This is a genomic window from Pseudomonas sp. ESBL9 (assembly GCF_036668715.1).
GTDB classification, from domain to species: domain Bacteria; phylum Pseudomonadota; class Gammaproteobacteria; order Pseudomonadales; family Pseudomonadaceae; genus Aquipseudomonas; species Aquipseudomonas lundensis.
The window spans coordinates 196,684-211,754 of the sequence record NZ_JAZEVV010000003.1; the positions used below are offsets into that span (position 1 = coordinate 196,684).

Below are 15,071 nucleotides of genomic sequence, written 5' to 3' on the forward strand. Positions count from 1 at the left end.
GCGGCCGTTGCAACGGTCAATGGAGTGACAGTAATGCACAACACCCTGGAACAGGTTTTCGGTTATCCACAATTTCGTCCCGGCCAAGAGGCGGCCATCAGCGCGGTGTTGGCTGGGCGCTCAGCGGCTGCGATTTTCCCTACGGGTTCCGGGAAGTCGCTGTGCTATCAGTTGCCGGCTTTGCTGTTGCCACACCTGACGCTGGTGGTTTCGCCGCTGCTGGCGCTGATGCAGGATCAACTGGCCTTTCTCCAGCGCCACGGCATTCCGGCGGCCAGTATTGACTCGGCACAAGGCCGCGATGAAGCCAGTTCGGTGATGGCGCGGGCCAAGTCGGGGGAGTTGAAAATTTTGATGATTTCGGTCGAGCGCCTGAAAAATGAGCGCTTCCGACATTTTCTGCAGCAAGTCCCGATTTCTTTGTTGGTGGTGGACGAGGCGCACTGTATTTCGGAGTGGGGCCATAACTTCCGTCCGGACTATTTGAAGCTTCCGGACTACCAGCGTCAGTTCAATATCCCACAAGTGTTGTTGCTCACGGCCACCGCCACGCCCGCGGTCATTGTGGACATGCAAACCAAGTTCGCGATTGCTGAATCCGATGTCGTCACCACCGGTTTTTATCGCGCCAATCTCAATCTGTGGGTCGAACCTGTTACCGGCGCTGCCAAGCGTCAGCGGTTGGTGCAGTGGATGGGTGAGCGTCAGGGCCAACCGAGTATTGTCTACGTCACCTTGCAGAAGACGGCCGAGCACATCGCCCAGCACTTGAATCAGCACGGGATCAGTGCCAGCGCCTATCACGCCGGTTTGCCCCACGATCAGCGCGAAAGCATCCAGCGTGAGTTCATGGGCGGGCAGTTGAACTGCATCGTCGCCACCATTGCTTTCGGCATGGGCATCGACAAAAGCGACATTCGCAATGTGGTGCATTTTGATTTGCCCAAGTCGATCGAAAATTACAGCCAGGAGATCGGCCGGGCGGGGCGCGACGGGCAGGCGTCGGACTGCCTGGTGCTGGCCAACCGAGACAGCCTCAACGTGCTGGAAAACTTCGTTTATGGCGACACGCCCGAGTTGCAGGGGATTCGCACGGTGCTGGAAGACCTGCGTGCGGCCATCGCTGAAGGTCAGTGGGAATTCATGCTGTTGCCTTTGTCCGATCAGAGCAATATCCGTCAGTTGCCGCTCAAAACCCTGCTGGTTCAATTGGAGCTGCGTGGGCTGATTGCGCCGCGCTATGCCTACTTCGCCGAGTACCGTTTCAAGTGCCTGATCGATCCCGACGCGTTATTGGCCAGGTTCGAAGGCGAACGCCGGGACTTTGTCGCGGGCATCATCCAGACGTCCAGCCGCGCCCGAACCTGGTGGACGGTGAATTTCGATGCGCTGTATGAACAGCATCAGGCCGAGCGTAATCGCGTGGTCAAGGCGCTCGACTATTTTCAGGAGAAAGGCTGGATCGAGCTGGAAAGCAAGCAGATGACCGAGGTCTACAGCGTGCGGGTGAACGAGGTGGACGTCGATGCGTTAAGCCTGGAGCTGCATCGCTACTTCAGCGCCCATGAAAATGCCGAAATCGTGCGGATTCACGCCATGTTGGCGCTGTTTGCCAGTGACACGTGCTTGAGCCATCGCCTGGCGCAGTATTTTGGCGACGACAACGCACCGCAACGCTGCGGGCATTGTTCGGTGTGCGCCGGACAGGTGGCGCAATTGCCCGAGCCGCCTGCGCTTGCGCCGCTTGTGGATAAAAACTTTGAAGGCCTGTGCGGCCCGTTTATCCACAGGCATCAGGAATACACAGGCAGTTATCCCCCGCCGGAACGCCTGACCCGCTTCTTGTGCGGCATCAGCGTGCCGATCTTTACCAAAATCAAAGCCCGCGCCATTCCGGGGTTTGCCGCCCTTGAGCTTTATCCCTACGCGCAGGTTCGTGAGTGGGCCGCGCTGCATGTGCAAGGCGCCTGAGCCGAACTCCGGCACACAAAAAAGCCAACCCCCCCTGCCTGAGGGTTGGCTTTAACGCGTCACATCACAGGATGTCTTTGTAGGTGCTCGGGCTATACGCAAGGCTTTGCGATAACCCTGCGGCTGGCTGGTAGGGCGCCCCTTTAATGGCGCTGAACGCGACACCTTTGCTGCCCAGTGACGCGTAACGCTCGTTCTTCTCCGACTCGGTGATCTTGGTGTAGGAGTACTTATGCATGGCCGCGTATTTCGCTTCGTCACTGACGAGGGTCTTGTGCCGTGCTTCCAGATCCGCAGCGGACAGGTTCAAGCGTTTATCCAGCGCCACGCCCCAGCGGGTCAGGCAGGTTTCTGCGAAATGGCGCACCACCATCCCTGGTGCGACCAGCACCTTGTCGCCTTTGTCACCATCAGGCGCCGCGTTGCCCACTAGCGTGGCATGGCGCCCGGCCATTGGGTAAATGTGGACACGCGTGTTGGAGGCGGTTTCCGGAACGACGCAAGAAAACCCTTTAGAGCGTTCATCACGAGCGAAGAAGCCCACGTATTCCTCAACGTTTTTACCCAGCTCAACCCGCGCGCTTTGGAAGTTCAGCGGGCCCGGCACCGGGTCCACGGCGAAAATATTGACCGGAATATGTTTCAGCTCACTGTCGTTGAGCATGGCGTTGGCCAGCATGTGGCAGCTGACGGCGCCGCGACTCCAGCCCACCAGGTTGACCCGGGTCGGGATCACGCCGTCCTTGCGGAAGGTTTTGATCAGTTGTTCTTGCAGTTGTTGCTGGGTCACGCTGCGGTTGCCGTAATCGTATTTGCGCCACATCCACGAACCGGTCACGGTCACGTCTTCGATCGGAATTCCGGCCGCTTTGAGGCGGTTATATTCCGCTTCGGTGAGCTTCTCGCGTTGCCATTCGCACTTGCCTTTGAGAATGCTCAGCGCGTGCTTCACGTTCTCTTCCCAGCCTTTGCCGAACAGGCTGCCGGTCATGCCGTATTCCTTGTTCTGCACGAACATTTCATCGGCCTGCAAGTTGCCGCTGCCGGGCCCATCCACGACGATCCATTCAGCAAACTCACGGCCTGTGCTGTGGGCCGCCAGCGTCGAAATCAGCTCGCCATTCCAATAGTTCTCGTGGGTGGCGTCGAACTTGGTGGAGCCGGTGCCGCAGAAGTAAACAGTTACTGTAGTCACGATAAATCCTTGCGTTCATTGGAGAGAACGCAAGGTAACTATCGGACAGTTCCTGCATCAGAAGGAGATTTGGCCGCTATGGGAATGCTTTCCTTAGCCGTTTGAAGTCAGTGTTGCGGCTTACCCCACGAGCGCTTTAAGCACGCGGGTGAAGGCGTGGCTGCTTTCGATTTCGTCAGCATGGCGACCTTCGCGCACCACCCACTTGCCATTGACCAGCACATCACGCACCTGACGATCACCGCCCGCAAACAGCCAGCGGTTGAGAATGGCATCTTCGTGCGCCGTGGCCAGATACGGGTCGTTGCCGTCCAGCACGATCCAATCGGCGCGCTGGCCCACCGCCAGCCCGGCAACAGGCTGCCCCATGGCTTGCGCGCCGCCAGCCAGTGCGGCGTCAAACAGCGTGCGCCCGACCATGGGCTGATCGGGGCGGTGTAACCGGTTGCGTCGCTGATCGCGCAAGCGCTGGCCGTATTCCAGCCAGCGCAGTTCTTCCACCACACTCAGGGACACATGACTGTCGGAACCAATCCCCAAGCGCCCGCCCTGTGCCAGATACTCCACTGCCGGGAAAATACCATCGCCCAGATTGGCTTCGGTGGTCAGGCACAGCCCTGCCACGGCCTGGCTAGTGGCCATGCGTGCCACTTCGTCGGCATTGGCATGGGTGGCATGCACCAGGCACCAGCGCGCGTCGACTTCAACGTTGTCATACAACCACTCAATCGGGCGCTTGCCACTCCAGCTCAGGCAGTCATCCACTTCCTTGCGCTGTTCTGCGATGTGAATGTGTACCGGGCACGTGGTGTCGCTGGCCCCCATGACGTCATGGATTTGTTCCGGGGTGACGGCGCGCAATGAGTGAAAGCACACGCCCAGGGCTTGGGCCGGTTGTCTGGCCAACAGCGGCGCTAACTGTTGCTGCATTTTCAGGTAATGCTCGGTGCTGTTGATGAAGCGCCGCTGGCCGTCATTCGGGGCTTGTCCACCGAATCCGGCGTGTGTGTAAAGCACCGGCAGAAGGGTCAGACCTATGCCCGTAGAGCGTGCGGCTTCGCTGATTCTTAATGCCAATTCAGCCGGATTTGCGTAGGGCTTGCCGGATAGATCGTGGTGAACGTAGTGAAATTCAGCCACTGAGGTGTAACCGGCCTTGAGCATCTCGATGTACAACTGTCGGGCGATGATCCCCAGTTGTTCCGGGGTGATTTTTCCCACAAGGCGATACATCAAATCGCGCCATGTCCAGAAACTGTCATTGGGGTTGCCAGCCACTTCCGCCAAACCGGCCATGGCGCGCTGAAACGCGTGGGAATGCAGGTTGGGCATGCCCGGCAACAACGGGCCATTCACGCGTTCGGCACCTTGTGCGTGGGCATCGGGCTGGATGGACGTGAGCCGGCCATCGTCGCCGACCTCTATTCGGACATTGGTCGCCCAGCCTGTGGGTAACAGCGCACGTTCGGCAAAGAAAACGGACATCGGTTTCGTACCCTATCGTTTGTTATTTGTATATACATATACAGACGTTTGCCTGCTCGGTAAACTCCGGCAAGCTACGCGTCTTTACTCATAAACAAGGAATGCCCGTGCCGACTCCGCCTGCCGTGAACCCGCTGGCTGCCCAAATGGGCGAAAGTCCGGCGCCCCTGTACGCCCGCGTCAAACAGATGATCACTCAGCAAATCAAGAGTGGTAACTGGCCGCCGCATTATCGCGTTCCCTCCGAAAGTGAGCTGGTCAGCCAATTGGGCTTCAGCCGTATGACCATTAACCGCGCCCTGCGTGAAATGACCGCCGACGGCCTGCTTGTGCGCATGCAAGGGGTCGGCACCTTTGTGGCCGAACCCAAAACCCAGTCCGCACTGTTTGAAGTCCACAACATTGCCGACGAGATTGCCGCCCGTGGCCATGCACATAGTTGCAAGGTCATCAGCCTGGGTGAAGAGGCCGCCGGTTCCGAGCGCGCGGCGGTGCTGGACATGCGCGAAGGGCAAAAGGTGTTTCATTCGTTGATCGTGCATTACGAGAATGGAATTCCCGTGCAAATTGAGGACCGTTTTGTGAATGCCCTGGTGGCACCGGATTACCTCAAGCAGGACTTCACGCTGCAAACGCCCTACGCCTATCTGTCTCAAGTCGCCCCCCTGACCGAGGGCGAACACGTCGTCGAAGCGATTCTGGCTGATCCGAAAGAGTGCAAGCTGCTGCAAATCGAACCCGGCGAGCCCTGCCTGCTGGTTCGTCGTCGTACCTGGTCGGGCCGTCAGCCGGTGACGGCGGCTCGCCTGATTCATCCCGGTTCCCGTCATCGCCTTGAAGGACGTTTCAGTAAATGAACCCATTGACCGTTTTACGCGCCGCTGATTACCCGCGCATGCCGTGGAAAAACGGCGGCGGCAGCACCGAAGAAATCACCCGTGATGCAGGCGAGGGGCTTGAAGGCTTTGGCTGGCGCCTGTCGATTGCTGACATTGGCGAGTCGGGCGGTTTTTCGCAGTTTGAGGGCTACCAGCGCATCATCAGCGTGCTGCAAGGCGCGGGCATGAATTTGCAGGTGGACGGTGCGCACACGCGTGCCTTGTTACCGTTCGATGCGTTTGCCTTCAGGGGTGAAAGCGCAGTGAGTTGCACGCTGTTGGATGGACCGATCCGCGATTTCAACCTGATTTATGCCCCGGATCGTTACCGCGCCCGGCTGCAATGGCTGGCGGCTACCACGCCACAACGCTTTTTCAGCTCGGCCACTACCGTGCTGGTGTTCAGTGCCAGCGAGCAAGTGCATGTGGGGGTCGGTCAAACGCACCATGAACATTTGGGTCGTTACGATTGCCTGCAACTGAGCAATGCCGACCGTTTGCTGGAAATCACCGTAACAGGCCGCTGCTGCGTGATTGAGTTACGTGCTGTCTGACCCACATCGCGTAGCAGCCCTCGGCCGCTGCTACGCACTGACCCTGAGGCCGATTTGTTACCGAATGCCTCAAAACAGCGCAAAAACGCCCCCTCGTAACACCTCCCTGCGTTCTCTCTTTTTTTGTAAGACACCTTTCACGTTGTTCAAAGCCCATGTTTGCGGGGCTCTCGTCATTTTCAGGTTGAAAATTCAAAGATTGGCCGCTTACTTGCATATGCTTGTATGTACAAGTACATAAGTGTGCGTCTGCCCATCGCTGAGGAGTGACCCGTGACTTCAACTACCCCTAAATCGCCAGCCGAGTTCACCCGTCACCGCGACGGTGAAATCCGCGCCGCCCGTGGCACCCGTCTTACGGCTAAAAGCTGGATGACCGAAGCCCCGCTGCGGATGTTGATGAACAACCTCGACCCGCAAGTGGCCGAGAACCCGACCGAGCTGGTGGTGTATGGCGGCATTGGCCGGGCAGCGCGCAACTGGGACTGCTACGACAAAATTGTCGAAAGCCTCACTCACCTCAATGACGACGAGACCTTGCTGGTGCAATCCGGCAAGCCGGTGGGCGTGTTCAAAACCCACAGCAATGCGCCGCGCGTGCTGATCGCCAACTCCAATCTGGTGCCGCACTGGGCGACCTGGGAACACTTTAACGAACTGGATGCCAAGGGCCTGGCCATGTATGGCCAGATGACAGCCGGGAGCTGGATCTACATCGGCAGTCAGGGGATTGTGCAAGGCACGTACGAAACCTTCGTCGAAGCCGGTCGCCAGCATTACAACGGCAGCCTCAAGGGCAAGTGGGTCCTGACAGCGGGTCTGGGCGGCATGGGCGGTGCGCAGCCCCTGGCCGCCACCCTGGCGGGCGCGTGCTCGCTGAACATCGAATGCCAGCAGAGCCGCATCGATTTCCGTCTGGCCACCCGGTATGTTGACGAACAGGCCACCAATCTGGATGACGCGCTGGCGCGGATCGCCCGCTACACCGCCGAAGGCAAAGCCATTTCCATTGCACTGTGTGGGAATGCTGCCGAGCTGCTGCCTGAAATGGTTCGCCGTGGTGTACGCCCGGACATGGTCACCGACCAGACCAGCGCCCACGACCCGCTCAACGGCTACCTGCCCAAAGGCTGGACCTGGGAGCAGTACCGCGACCGCGCCGTGACCGATCCGGCGGCCGTGGTCAGCGCCGCCAAGGCGTCGATGGGCGAACACGTCGAAGCCATGCTCGCCTTTCAGAAACAGGGCATCCCGACCTTCGACTACGGCAACAACATTCGTCAGATGGCCAAAGAAGTCGGCGTCGAAAACGCCTTCGACTTCCCCGGATTTGTACCGGCCTACATCCGCCCGCTGTTCTGCCGTGGCGTAGGCCCGTTCCGTTGGGTCGCGCTGTCGGGGGACGCCGAGGACATCTACAAGACCGACGCCAAGGTTAAAGAACTGATCGCCGACGACGCACACCTGCACAACTGGCTGGACATGGCCCGCGAGCGCATCAGCTTCCAGGGTTTGCCGGCGCGTATTTGCTGGGTTGGCTTGGGCCAGCGTGCGAAGTTGGGCCTGGCGTTCAACGAAATGGTGCGCAGCGGCGAGCTGAAAGCGCCGATCGTGATTGGCCGCGACCATCTGGACTCCGGCTCCGTGGCCAGCCCCAACCGCGAAACCGAAGCCATGCAGGATGGCTCGGACGCGGTGTCCGACTGGCCGCTGCTCAATGCTTTGCTCAACACCGCCAGCGGCGCGACCTGGGTTTCGCTGCACCACGGCGGTGGCGTGGGCATGGGCTTCTCGCAGCATTCGGGCATGGTGATTGTGTGTGATGGCACCGACGAAGCGGCCGAACGCATCGCCCGCGTGCTGCACAACGACCCGGCCACCGGCGTGATGCGCCATGCCGACGCCGGGTATGAAATCGCCATCGACTGCGCCAACGAACAGGGCCTGAACCTGCCGATGATCAACGGCTGAGCTGTATTTTGCTGACGCGCGTGCGCAGGCGTGGATCCGTCCCCCTGCGAGCACCTCAGCCCACAACAAAAACATCATTTATCAACACGCGTGAAGGAGTATTAACGTGCTTGAGTTAAACCTGATTCCCGGCCAGCTGAGCCTTGCCCAACTGCGAGACATTTATCAGCAGCCAGTGGTCCTCACGCTGGATGAACGTGCATCGGCGCAGATCGATGCCAGTGTCGCGTGTGTTGAACAGATTCTTGCCGAAAACCGCACAACTTACGGCATCAACACCGGTTTCGGACTGTTGGCGTCGACCAAAATCGCCAGCGATGACCTCGAAAACCTTCAGCGTTCGTTGGTGTTGTCCCACGCAGCGGGGATTGGTGAGCCGATCAGTGATGCGCTGGTGCGCCTGATCATGGTGCTCAAGGTCAACAGCCTGAGCCGCGGTTTCTCCGGTATCCGCCGGGTGGTGATCAATGCCTTGATCGCGCTGATCAATGCCGAGGTCTATCCGCATATTCCGCTCAAAGGTTCGGTCGGCGCATCGGGTGACCTGGCGCCCTTGGCGCACATGTCGCTGGTGCTGCTGGGCGAAGGCAAAGCGCGCTACAAAGGTGAATGGCTCGACGCACGTGCTGCCTTGAAACAGGCCGGTCTGGAGCCGTTGACCCTGGCCGCCAAAGAAGGCCTGGCGTTGCTCAATGGCACGCAAGTGTCCACCGCCTTTGCGCTGCGCGGCTTGTTTGAAGGCGAAGACCTGTTTGCCGCGGCCATGGCGTGTGGCGGCCTGACTGTTGAGGCGGTGTTGGGTTCGCGCTCGCCGTTCGACCCGCGCATTCACGCCGCGCGTGGCCAGCGTGGGCAAATCGACGCTGCTGCCATTTATCGCGACCTGCTGGGCGACAGCAGTGAAGTGTCGCTGTCCCACAAGCACTGCGACAAGGTGCAGGACCCGTACTCCCTGCGTTGTCAGCCACAGGTGATGGGCGCCTGCCTGACCCAGTTCCGTCAGGCGGCCGAGGTGCTCGGTATTGAGGCCAACGCTGTGTCGGATAACCCGCTGGTGTTCGCCGAGCAGGGCGACGTGATTTCCGGCGGTAACTTCCACGCCGAGCCCGTGGCCATGGCAGCCGACAACATGGCGCTGGCCATCGCTGAAATCGGCTCGCTGAGCGAGCGTCGCATCTCGCTGATGATGGACAAACACATGTCGCAACTGCCGCCGTTTCTGGTGGGCAATGGCGGCGTCAACTCCGGTTTCATGATTGCTCAAGTGACCGCCGCAGCTTTGGCCAGCGAGAACAAAGCGTTGTCCCACCCCCACAGTGTCGATAGCATTCCGACGTCGGCGAACCAGGAAGACCACGTGTCCATGGCGCCTGCTGCGGGCAAGCGCTTGTGGGAAATGGCTGAAAACGTGCGCGGTGTATTGGCTGTCGAGTGGCTGGCAGCTTGTCAGGGGCTCGACTTGCGCGATGGCCTGAAAACCTCGCCGAAGCTGGAAATTGCGCGCACCACGCTGCGTGAAAAAGTGGCGTTCTATGAAAAAGACCGTTTCTTCGCCCCGGACATCGATGCGGCCATGCAACTGCTGGCCTCGCGTTGCCTGAACGCGCTGGTGCCTGCGCGGATGCTGCCAAGCCTGTAATCACGTCGCCGCAGAGGGCCTTGAGCCCTCTGTGCGGTGGTGTGCGCCGACAAAAATAATTAAGGACGCGCGAAATGCACAAGCAAGCTCAAGGTTTGAAGCGCGGGCTGACGGCTCGCCACATCCGTTTCATGGCGCTGGGTTCAGCGATCGGGACGGGGTTGTTTTACGGTTCGGCTGCGGCCATCCAGATGGCTGGCCCCGCGGTCTTGCTGGCGTACCTGATAGGTGGCGCCGCCGTATTCATGGTCATGCGCGCACTGGGCGAAATGGCCGTGCGCGATCCGGTGTCCGGGTCGTTTGGCCATTACGCCAGCACCTATTTGGGCCCGATGTCGGGGTTCATCCTCGGTTGGACCTACGCGTTTGAAATGATCATCGTGTGCCTGGCCGACATCACGGCATTCGGCATTTACATGGGGTTCTGGTTCCCCGACGTGGCGCGCTGGATCTGGGTACTGGGCATCGTGCTGCTGATTGGCGGCCTGAACCTGTGCAGCGTCAAAGTCTTTGGCGAGATGGAATTCTGGCTGTCGCTGCTCAAAGTCGCCGCCATCGTGGCGATGATTCTGGCCGGTTTCGGCATCATGCTGTTTGGCATCGGCAGCGCGGGCAGTGCAGACGCCGCCGCGACCGGGATCAGCAATTTGTGGTCGTTTGGCGGCTTTATGCCCAATGGCGTGGGCGGGTTGATTGCCTCGTTTGCGGTGGTGATGTTCGCGTTCGGCGGCATTGAAATCATTGGCATCACGGCCGGTGAGGCCAAAGACCCGCAACGTGTGATCCCCAAAGCGATCAACGCCGTGCCGTTGCGTATCTTGCTGTTCTACGTGCTGACCCTGTTTGTACTGATGGCCATTTACCCTTGGACGCAGATCGGTAGCCAGGGCAGTCCGTTTGTACAAATTTTCGACAGCCTGGGCATCAGCTCGGCGGCGACCCTGCTCAATATCGTGGTGATTACTGCGGCGGTGTCGGCGATCAACAGCGACATCTTCGGGGCGGGTCGCATGATGTATGGCCTGGCCCAGCAAGGCCATGCGCCAAAAGGCTTCGCACAGATTTCGCGCCATGGCGTGCCGTGGATGACCGTGCTGGTGATGGGCGTGACGTTGCTGGCCGGTGTGGTACTCAACTACCTGATCCCGGAAGACATCTTCCTCATCATTGCCTCGATTGCGACCTTCGCCACGGTGTGGGTGTGGCTGATGATTCTGGTCACGCAAATCGCCATGCGCCGCTCGATGACGGCCGAAGAAGTGGCGCAGCTCAAGTTTCCGGTGCCATTCTGGCCGTATGCTCCGATAGCGGCCACGGTGTTCATGGTGTTTATCTTCGGCGTGCTGGGCTACTTCCCTGACACCCGTGCGGCATTGATTGTGGGCGCCGTCTGGATTGTATTGCTGATCGTGGCGTATCGGTTGTGGGTAAAACCGTTGGCCGGGCATGTGGTCAAAGCCCAGCCCGAGTTGTCCTGATCCCAACGTTTAACGGCGGAGTGAGTGAATGAAAACGCTTTGGCAACACTGCAATGTCGCAACCATGGCCGAGGGTGCGTACTCGATCATCGAGGACGCCGCCATTGTGACGTGTGAAGGCTTCATTGAGTGGATCGGCCCGAGGCTGCACGTGCCTCACGGTGAGTACAGCCAGACCCATGGCCTGGAAGGCGCGTGGGTGACGCCGGGCCTGATCGATTGCCACACGCACACGGTGTTCGGCGGCAACCGCAGCGGTGAGTTCGAGCAGCGTCTGCAAGGCGTCAGCTATGCCGACATTGCGGCCGCCGGGGGCGGAATTGCCAGCACCGTGCGTGCGACCCGTGCTGCCAGCGAGGAGGAATTGTTTGCTAGCGCGCGTCAGCGCTTGATGTGTCTACTGCGCGATGGTGTGACCAGCGTCGAGATCAAATCCGGCTACGGTTTGAGCCTTGAAAGCGAGCGCAAAATCTTGCGCGTGATTCGCCGTCTGGGCGACACGCTGCCGGTCACGGTGCGCAGTACCTGTCTGGCGGCCCACGCATTACCGCCCGAGTACAAGGACCGTGCAGACGACTACATCGATCTGATTTGCAACGAAATGCTCCCCGCGCTGGCAGCCGAAGGGTTGGTCGACGCCGTGGATGCCTTCTGCGAATACCTGGCGTTCTCCCCGGCGCAGGTGGAGCGGGTGTTCAAGGTGGCGCAGGGCTTGGGGTTGCCGGTCAAGCTGCACGCCGAGCAACTGTCGTCGCTGCACGGCTCCAGCCTTGCGGCGCGCTATCACGCGTTGTCGGCGGACCATCTGGAGTTCATGACCGAAGAAGACGCCATGGCCATGGCGGCGGCGGGCACTGTCGCGGTGCTGTTGCCGGGCGCGTTTTATTTCCTGCGTGAGACCCAGTTGCCGCCGATGCAGGCCCTGCGCAAGCACGGTGTGAAAATCGCCATCGCCAGCGACCTCAATCCGGGTACTTCGCCTGCGTTGTCATTGCGTTTGATGATGAATATGGCCTGCACCCTGTTTCGCATGACGCCTGAAGAAGCGCTGGCAGGCGTGACCCTGCACGCGGCCACGGCGTTGGGGATGGGCGAGACCCATGGCTCGCTGGAGCCGGGCAAAGTGGCGGATTTCGTGGCCTGGAATATAGATCGCCCGGCGGACCTGGCGTACTGGTTGGGCGGTGATCTGGATAAACGCGTCGTGCGCAACGGCGCCGACGTAGTGCTTTAGGAGAAACGCGTGTGGAAAAGGTTCTGACATTCAAACAAGGCCGTGTGCCATTGCTGATTAGCATGCCCCACGCGGGACTGCGCCTGACGCCAGAGGTCAAGGCCGGGCTGATTCCCGAGGCGCAAAGCCTGCCCGACACGGACTGGCACATTCCCAGGCTCTATGCGTTCGCGAGCGAGTTGGGGGCCAGCACACTGGCGGCCGAGTATTCGCGTTTTGTGATTGACCTCAACCGCCCGCAGGACGATGCGCCGATGTACGTGGGCGCGACCACCGGGTTGTTCCCGGACACGCTGTTCACCGGGGTGCCCTTGTTTCGCGAGGGGTTGGCGCCTTCGAAGGCAGAGCGCGCGACGTACCTTGAGCAGATCTGGAAGCCCTATCACCAGACCTTGCAGCAAGAACTGGCGCGACTTAAAGCCGAGTTCGGCTATGCATTGCTGTTTGATGCGCATTCGATCCGTTCGTACATCCCGCACCTGTTTGACGGCAAACTGCCGGACTTCAACCTGGGGACGTTCAATGGCGCCAGCTGCGATCCGCACGTGGCGACTGAGCTGCAAGGGATTTGCGCCGAACACCGGGCCTACAGCCATGTGCTGAACGGCCGTTTCAAGGGAGGGCATATCACTCGTCATTACGGCAACCCGACGGACAACATTCATGCCGTGCAACTGGAGTTGGCGCAGAGCACCTATATGGAGGAGTTTGAACCGTTTGATTACCGCGAGGATCTGGCAAAGCCCACGCAGGTGGTGCTCAGGCAATTGCTGGAGCGGTTTATCGCGTGGGGACATGAGCGCTATGGGCGTGCCTGAAGTGACAGGCCGTCAGCTGGACCCTCGTGCGCAGGGGTGAGGGCCAGGGCATCGTGTGGCTCTTCAACCCTGGCTTCTATAAGGGCATGCTCATTCCTGCGAATCGGGTTTATGATGCCAGACGGCACATTTTTTGAAGTCCCCCACAGGGATGACCTCAACCCCATGGAGCGCGCAATGCAGACCTTGTTCCCGCAGATCAAACCCTACGCCCGGCACGATCTGGCTGTCGATGGGCCGCATGTTCTTTATGTCGATGAAAGCGGTTCGCCCGATGGCCTGCCGGTGGTCTTCATTCACGGGGGGCCGGGCTCGGGCTGTGATGCCAACAGTCGCTGCTATTTCGACCCCAGCAAGTACCGCATCATTACGTTCGACCAGCGCGGGTGTGGGCGCTCCACCCCCCACGCCAGCCTTGAAAACAACACCACCTGGGATCTGGTCGCCGACATGGAGCGGATCCGCTCGTATCTGGGGATCGAGAAATGGGTGCTGTTCGGTGGCTCGTGGGGCTCGACGCTGGCGCTTGCCTACGCGCAAAGCCACCCGGAAAGCGTGCATGGTCTGATTCTGCGCGGGATCTTTTTGGCCCGCCCGCAAGAAATTGAATGGTTCTACCAGGCCGGGGCCAGCCGCCTGTTTCCCGACTATTGGGAAGACTACCTGGCGCCTATCGCTGAAGACGAACGCCATGATTTGCTCACGGCCTACTACAAGCGCCTGACCGGCAATGATCAGATCGCGCAAATGCATTGCGCCAAAGCCTGGTCAACGTGGGAAGGGCGCACCGCCACGCTGCGGCCCAATGCGCAAGTGGTGGAACGCTTTTGCGAGGCCCAGCGTGCGTTGTCGATTGCGCGCATTGAATGCCATTACTTCACCCATAACGCGTTCCTTGAGCCCAACCAGCTGATCCGTGACATGTCCAAGATTGCGCATTTGCCGGGCGTGATCGTGCATGGGCGCTATGACGTGATTTGCCCGCTGGATAACGCATGGGCGTTGCATCAGGCCTGGCCGGACAGCGAGCTGCAGATCATTCGCGAAGCAGGCCACTCCGCCACTGAGCCCGGGATCACCGACGCACTGGTCAGGGCCACCGAAGAGATGGCGCGTCGTCTGCTCAACCTGCAACCGGATGAAGCATGAAGGGACTTTTACAACGGGTGACCGGCGCGCGGGTTGAAGTGGCGGGGGAGATCGTCGGTTCGATTGATCAAGGGTTGATGGTGCTGGTGGCTGTCGAACCCGGCGACACCGGGGCCAATGCCGCGAAGCTGCTGCACAAGCTGCTCAATTACCGGGTGTTCAGCGATGCTGAAGGCAAAATGAACCTGTCACTGGCGGATATCGGCGGCGGTTTGCTGCTGGTGTCGCAGTTCACGCTGGCCGCCGACACCCAAAGTGGCCTGCGGCCGAGTTTCTCTACGGCTGCGCCACCGGCTCTGGCCGAATCGTTGTTTGACCACCTGTTGAGCGAGGCAAAACGGCTGCATCCGAACGTGGCAGCAGGCCGTTTTGGTGCCGATATGCAGGTGCATTTGGTCAATGATGGCCCCGTGACATTTTTGTTACAAACCTAAAACCCTGAAAAACCGTAATTTCGTCAGAAAACAGGGTTTTTTAAGCACAAATACTTGCTGTCACTAGATGCGTTGTAACGCGGGCTACTAGATAATCGCGCGCTACACAGAGACTAATCCGGCGCGTTGGGGGAATCATTCATTCCTTTGAAGGTCGGAACAGTGCTCGCCAACCCGGCATTCAATCGCTGGCGGTTGGTTTCATCATCTGTATTCGGCGAGGTTTGCTCGTGATTGTTAGTCCATTTAATGCACCAAAAAAGTC

At 59.7% G+C, this 15,071-nt stretch carries 12 protein-coding genes; 10 read left to right on the forward strand and 2 right to left on the reverse strand.

Annotation, left to right across the window (positions count from 1 at the left end; genetic code table 11):
- The first annotated feature begins 33 nt into the window (after positions 1-33).
- Positions 34-1,971 (forward strand): RecQ family ATP-dependent DNA helicase, encoded by a 1,938-nt coding sequence (locus V6F78_RS10620; protein WP_169839175.1) that lies wholly within the window; start codon positions 34-36, stop codon positions 1,969-1,971.
- A gap of 64 nt (positions 1,972-2,035) precedes the next feature.
- Here the strand turns inward: V6F78_RS10620 and V6F78_RS10625 are convergent, their stop codons facing one another.
- Both V6F78_RS10625 and V6F78_RS10630 read right to left on the reverse strand, forming a co-directional pair.
- Positions 2,036-3,166: a hypothetical protein gene (locus V6F78_RS10625; protein ID WP_047291223.1), complete on the reverse strand. Its 1,131-nt coding sequence runs from the start codon at positions 3,164-3,166 to the stop codon at positions 2,036-2,038.
- 120 nt (positions 3,167-3,286) lie between these two features.
- Complete coding sequence (locus V6F78_RS10630; RefSeq protein ID WP_047291224.1) at positions 3,287-4,651, reverse strand: formimidoylglutamate deiminase; 1,365 nt, start codon at positions 4,649-4,651, stop codon at positions 3,287-3,289.
- 101 nt (positions 4,652-4,752) lie between these two features.
- Here V6F78_RS10630 and hutC point away from each other — a divergent pair, with 101 nt between their 5' ends.
- The 9 genes from hutC (at position 4,753) to dtd (ending at position 14,806) form a co-directional block, all read left to right on the forward strand.
- Positions 4,753-5,508 carry a histidine utilization repressor gene (hutC, locus tag V6F78_RS10635; RefSeq protein WP_169836452.1) on the forward strand — a complete coding sequence of 252 codons (756 nt, stop codon included), beginning with the start codon at positions 4,753-4,755 and terminating at the stop codon, positions 5,506-5,508.
- Positions 5,505-6,083 (forward strand): HutD/Ves family protein, encoded by a 579-nt coding sequence (locus tag V6F78_RS10640; protein ID WP_332727156.1) that lies wholly within the window; start codon positions 5,505-5,507, stop codon positions 6,081-6,083. Before hutC ends, V6F78_RS10640 begins: the two co-directional genes overlap by 4 nt.
- 273 nt (positions 6,084-6,356) lie before the next feature.
- A complete protein-coding gene (gene hutU / locus V6F78_RS10645; RefSeq protein WP_332727157.1) occupies positions 6,357-8,054 on the forward strand; it encodes a urocanate hydratase in 1,698 nt (565 codons plus the stop codon).
- A gap of 106 nt (positions 8,055-8,160) precedes the next feature.
- A complete protein-coding gene (hutH, locus tag V6F78_RS10650) occupies positions 8,161-9,693 on the forward strand; it encodes a histidine ammonia-lyase (protein ID WP_047274865.1) in 1,533 nt (510 codons plus the stop codon).
- A gap of 74 nt (positions 9,694-9,767) precedes the next feature.
- Positions 9,768-11,171 (forward strand): amino acid permease, encoded by a 1,404-nt coding sequence (locus tag V6F78_RS10655; protein WP_048377655.1) that lies wholly within the window; start codon positions 9,768-9,770, stop codon positions 11,169-11,171.
- Positions 11,172-11,199: 28 nt separating this feature from the next.
- Positions 11,200-12,405, forward strand: coding sequence for an imidazolonepropionase (gene hutI / locus V6F78_RS10660; RefSeq protein ID WP_047272958.1), 1,206 nt, complete (start codon positions 11,200-11,202; stop codon positions 12,403-12,405).
- An 11-nt stretch (positions 12,406-12,416) separates the two neighbouring features.
- Entirely contained in the window at positions 12,417-13,223 is an 807-nt protein-coding gene (gene hutG / locus V6F78_RS10665; protein WP_047291423.1) for an N-formylglutamate deformylase, read from the forward strand.
- A 177-nt stretch (positions 13,224-13,400) separates the two neighbouring features.
- Positions 13,401-14,372: a prolyl aminopeptidase gene (gene pip / locus V6F78_RS10670; protein WP_047291426.1), complete on the forward strand. Its 972-nt coding sequence runs from the start codon at positions 13,401-13,403 to the stop codon at positions 14,370-14,372.
- Complete coding sequence (dtd, locus tag V6F78_RS10675; RefSeq protein WP_314397940.1) at positions 14,369-14,806, forward strand: D-aminoacyl-tRNA deacylase; 438 nt, start codon at positions 14,369-14,371, stop codon at positions 14,804-14,806. The genes pip and dtd overlap by 4 nt, the downstream gene beginning before the upstream one ends.
- The last annotated feature ends 265 nt before the right edge of the window (positions 14,807-15,071 follow it).

Coding starts and splice junctions, on each gene's coding strand:
- hutC (WP_169836452.1), top strand. CDS start 4,753: ATGCCCGTGCCGACTCCGCCTGCCGTGAACCCGCTGGCTGCCCAAATG.
- hutI (WP_047272958.1), top strand. CDS start 11,200: ATGAAAACGCTTTGGCAACACTGCAATGTCGCAACCATGGCCGAGGGT.
- V6F78_RS10620 (WP_169839175.1), top strand. CDS start 34: ATGCACAACACCCTGGAACAGGTTTTCGGTTATCCACAATTTCGTCCC.
- V6F78_RS10655 (WP_048377655.1), top strand. CDS start 9,768: ATGCACAAGCAAGCTCAAGGTTTGAAGCGCGGGCTGACGGCTCGCCAC.
- dtd (WP_314397940.1), top strand. CDS start 14,369: ATGAAGGGACTTTTACAACGGGTGACCGGCGCGCGGGTTGAAGTGGCG.
- V6F78_RS10640 (WP_332727156.1), top strand. CDS start 5,505: ATGAACCCATTGACCGTTTTACGCGCCGCTGATTACCCGCGCATGCCG.
- pip (WP_047291426.1), top strand. CDS start 13,401: ATGCAGACCTTGTTCCCGCAGATCAAACCCTACGCCCGGCACGATCTG.
- V6F78_RS10630 (WP_047291224.1), bottom strand. CDS start 4,651: ATGTCCGTTTTCTTTGCCGAACGTGCGCTGTTACCCACAGGCTGGGCG.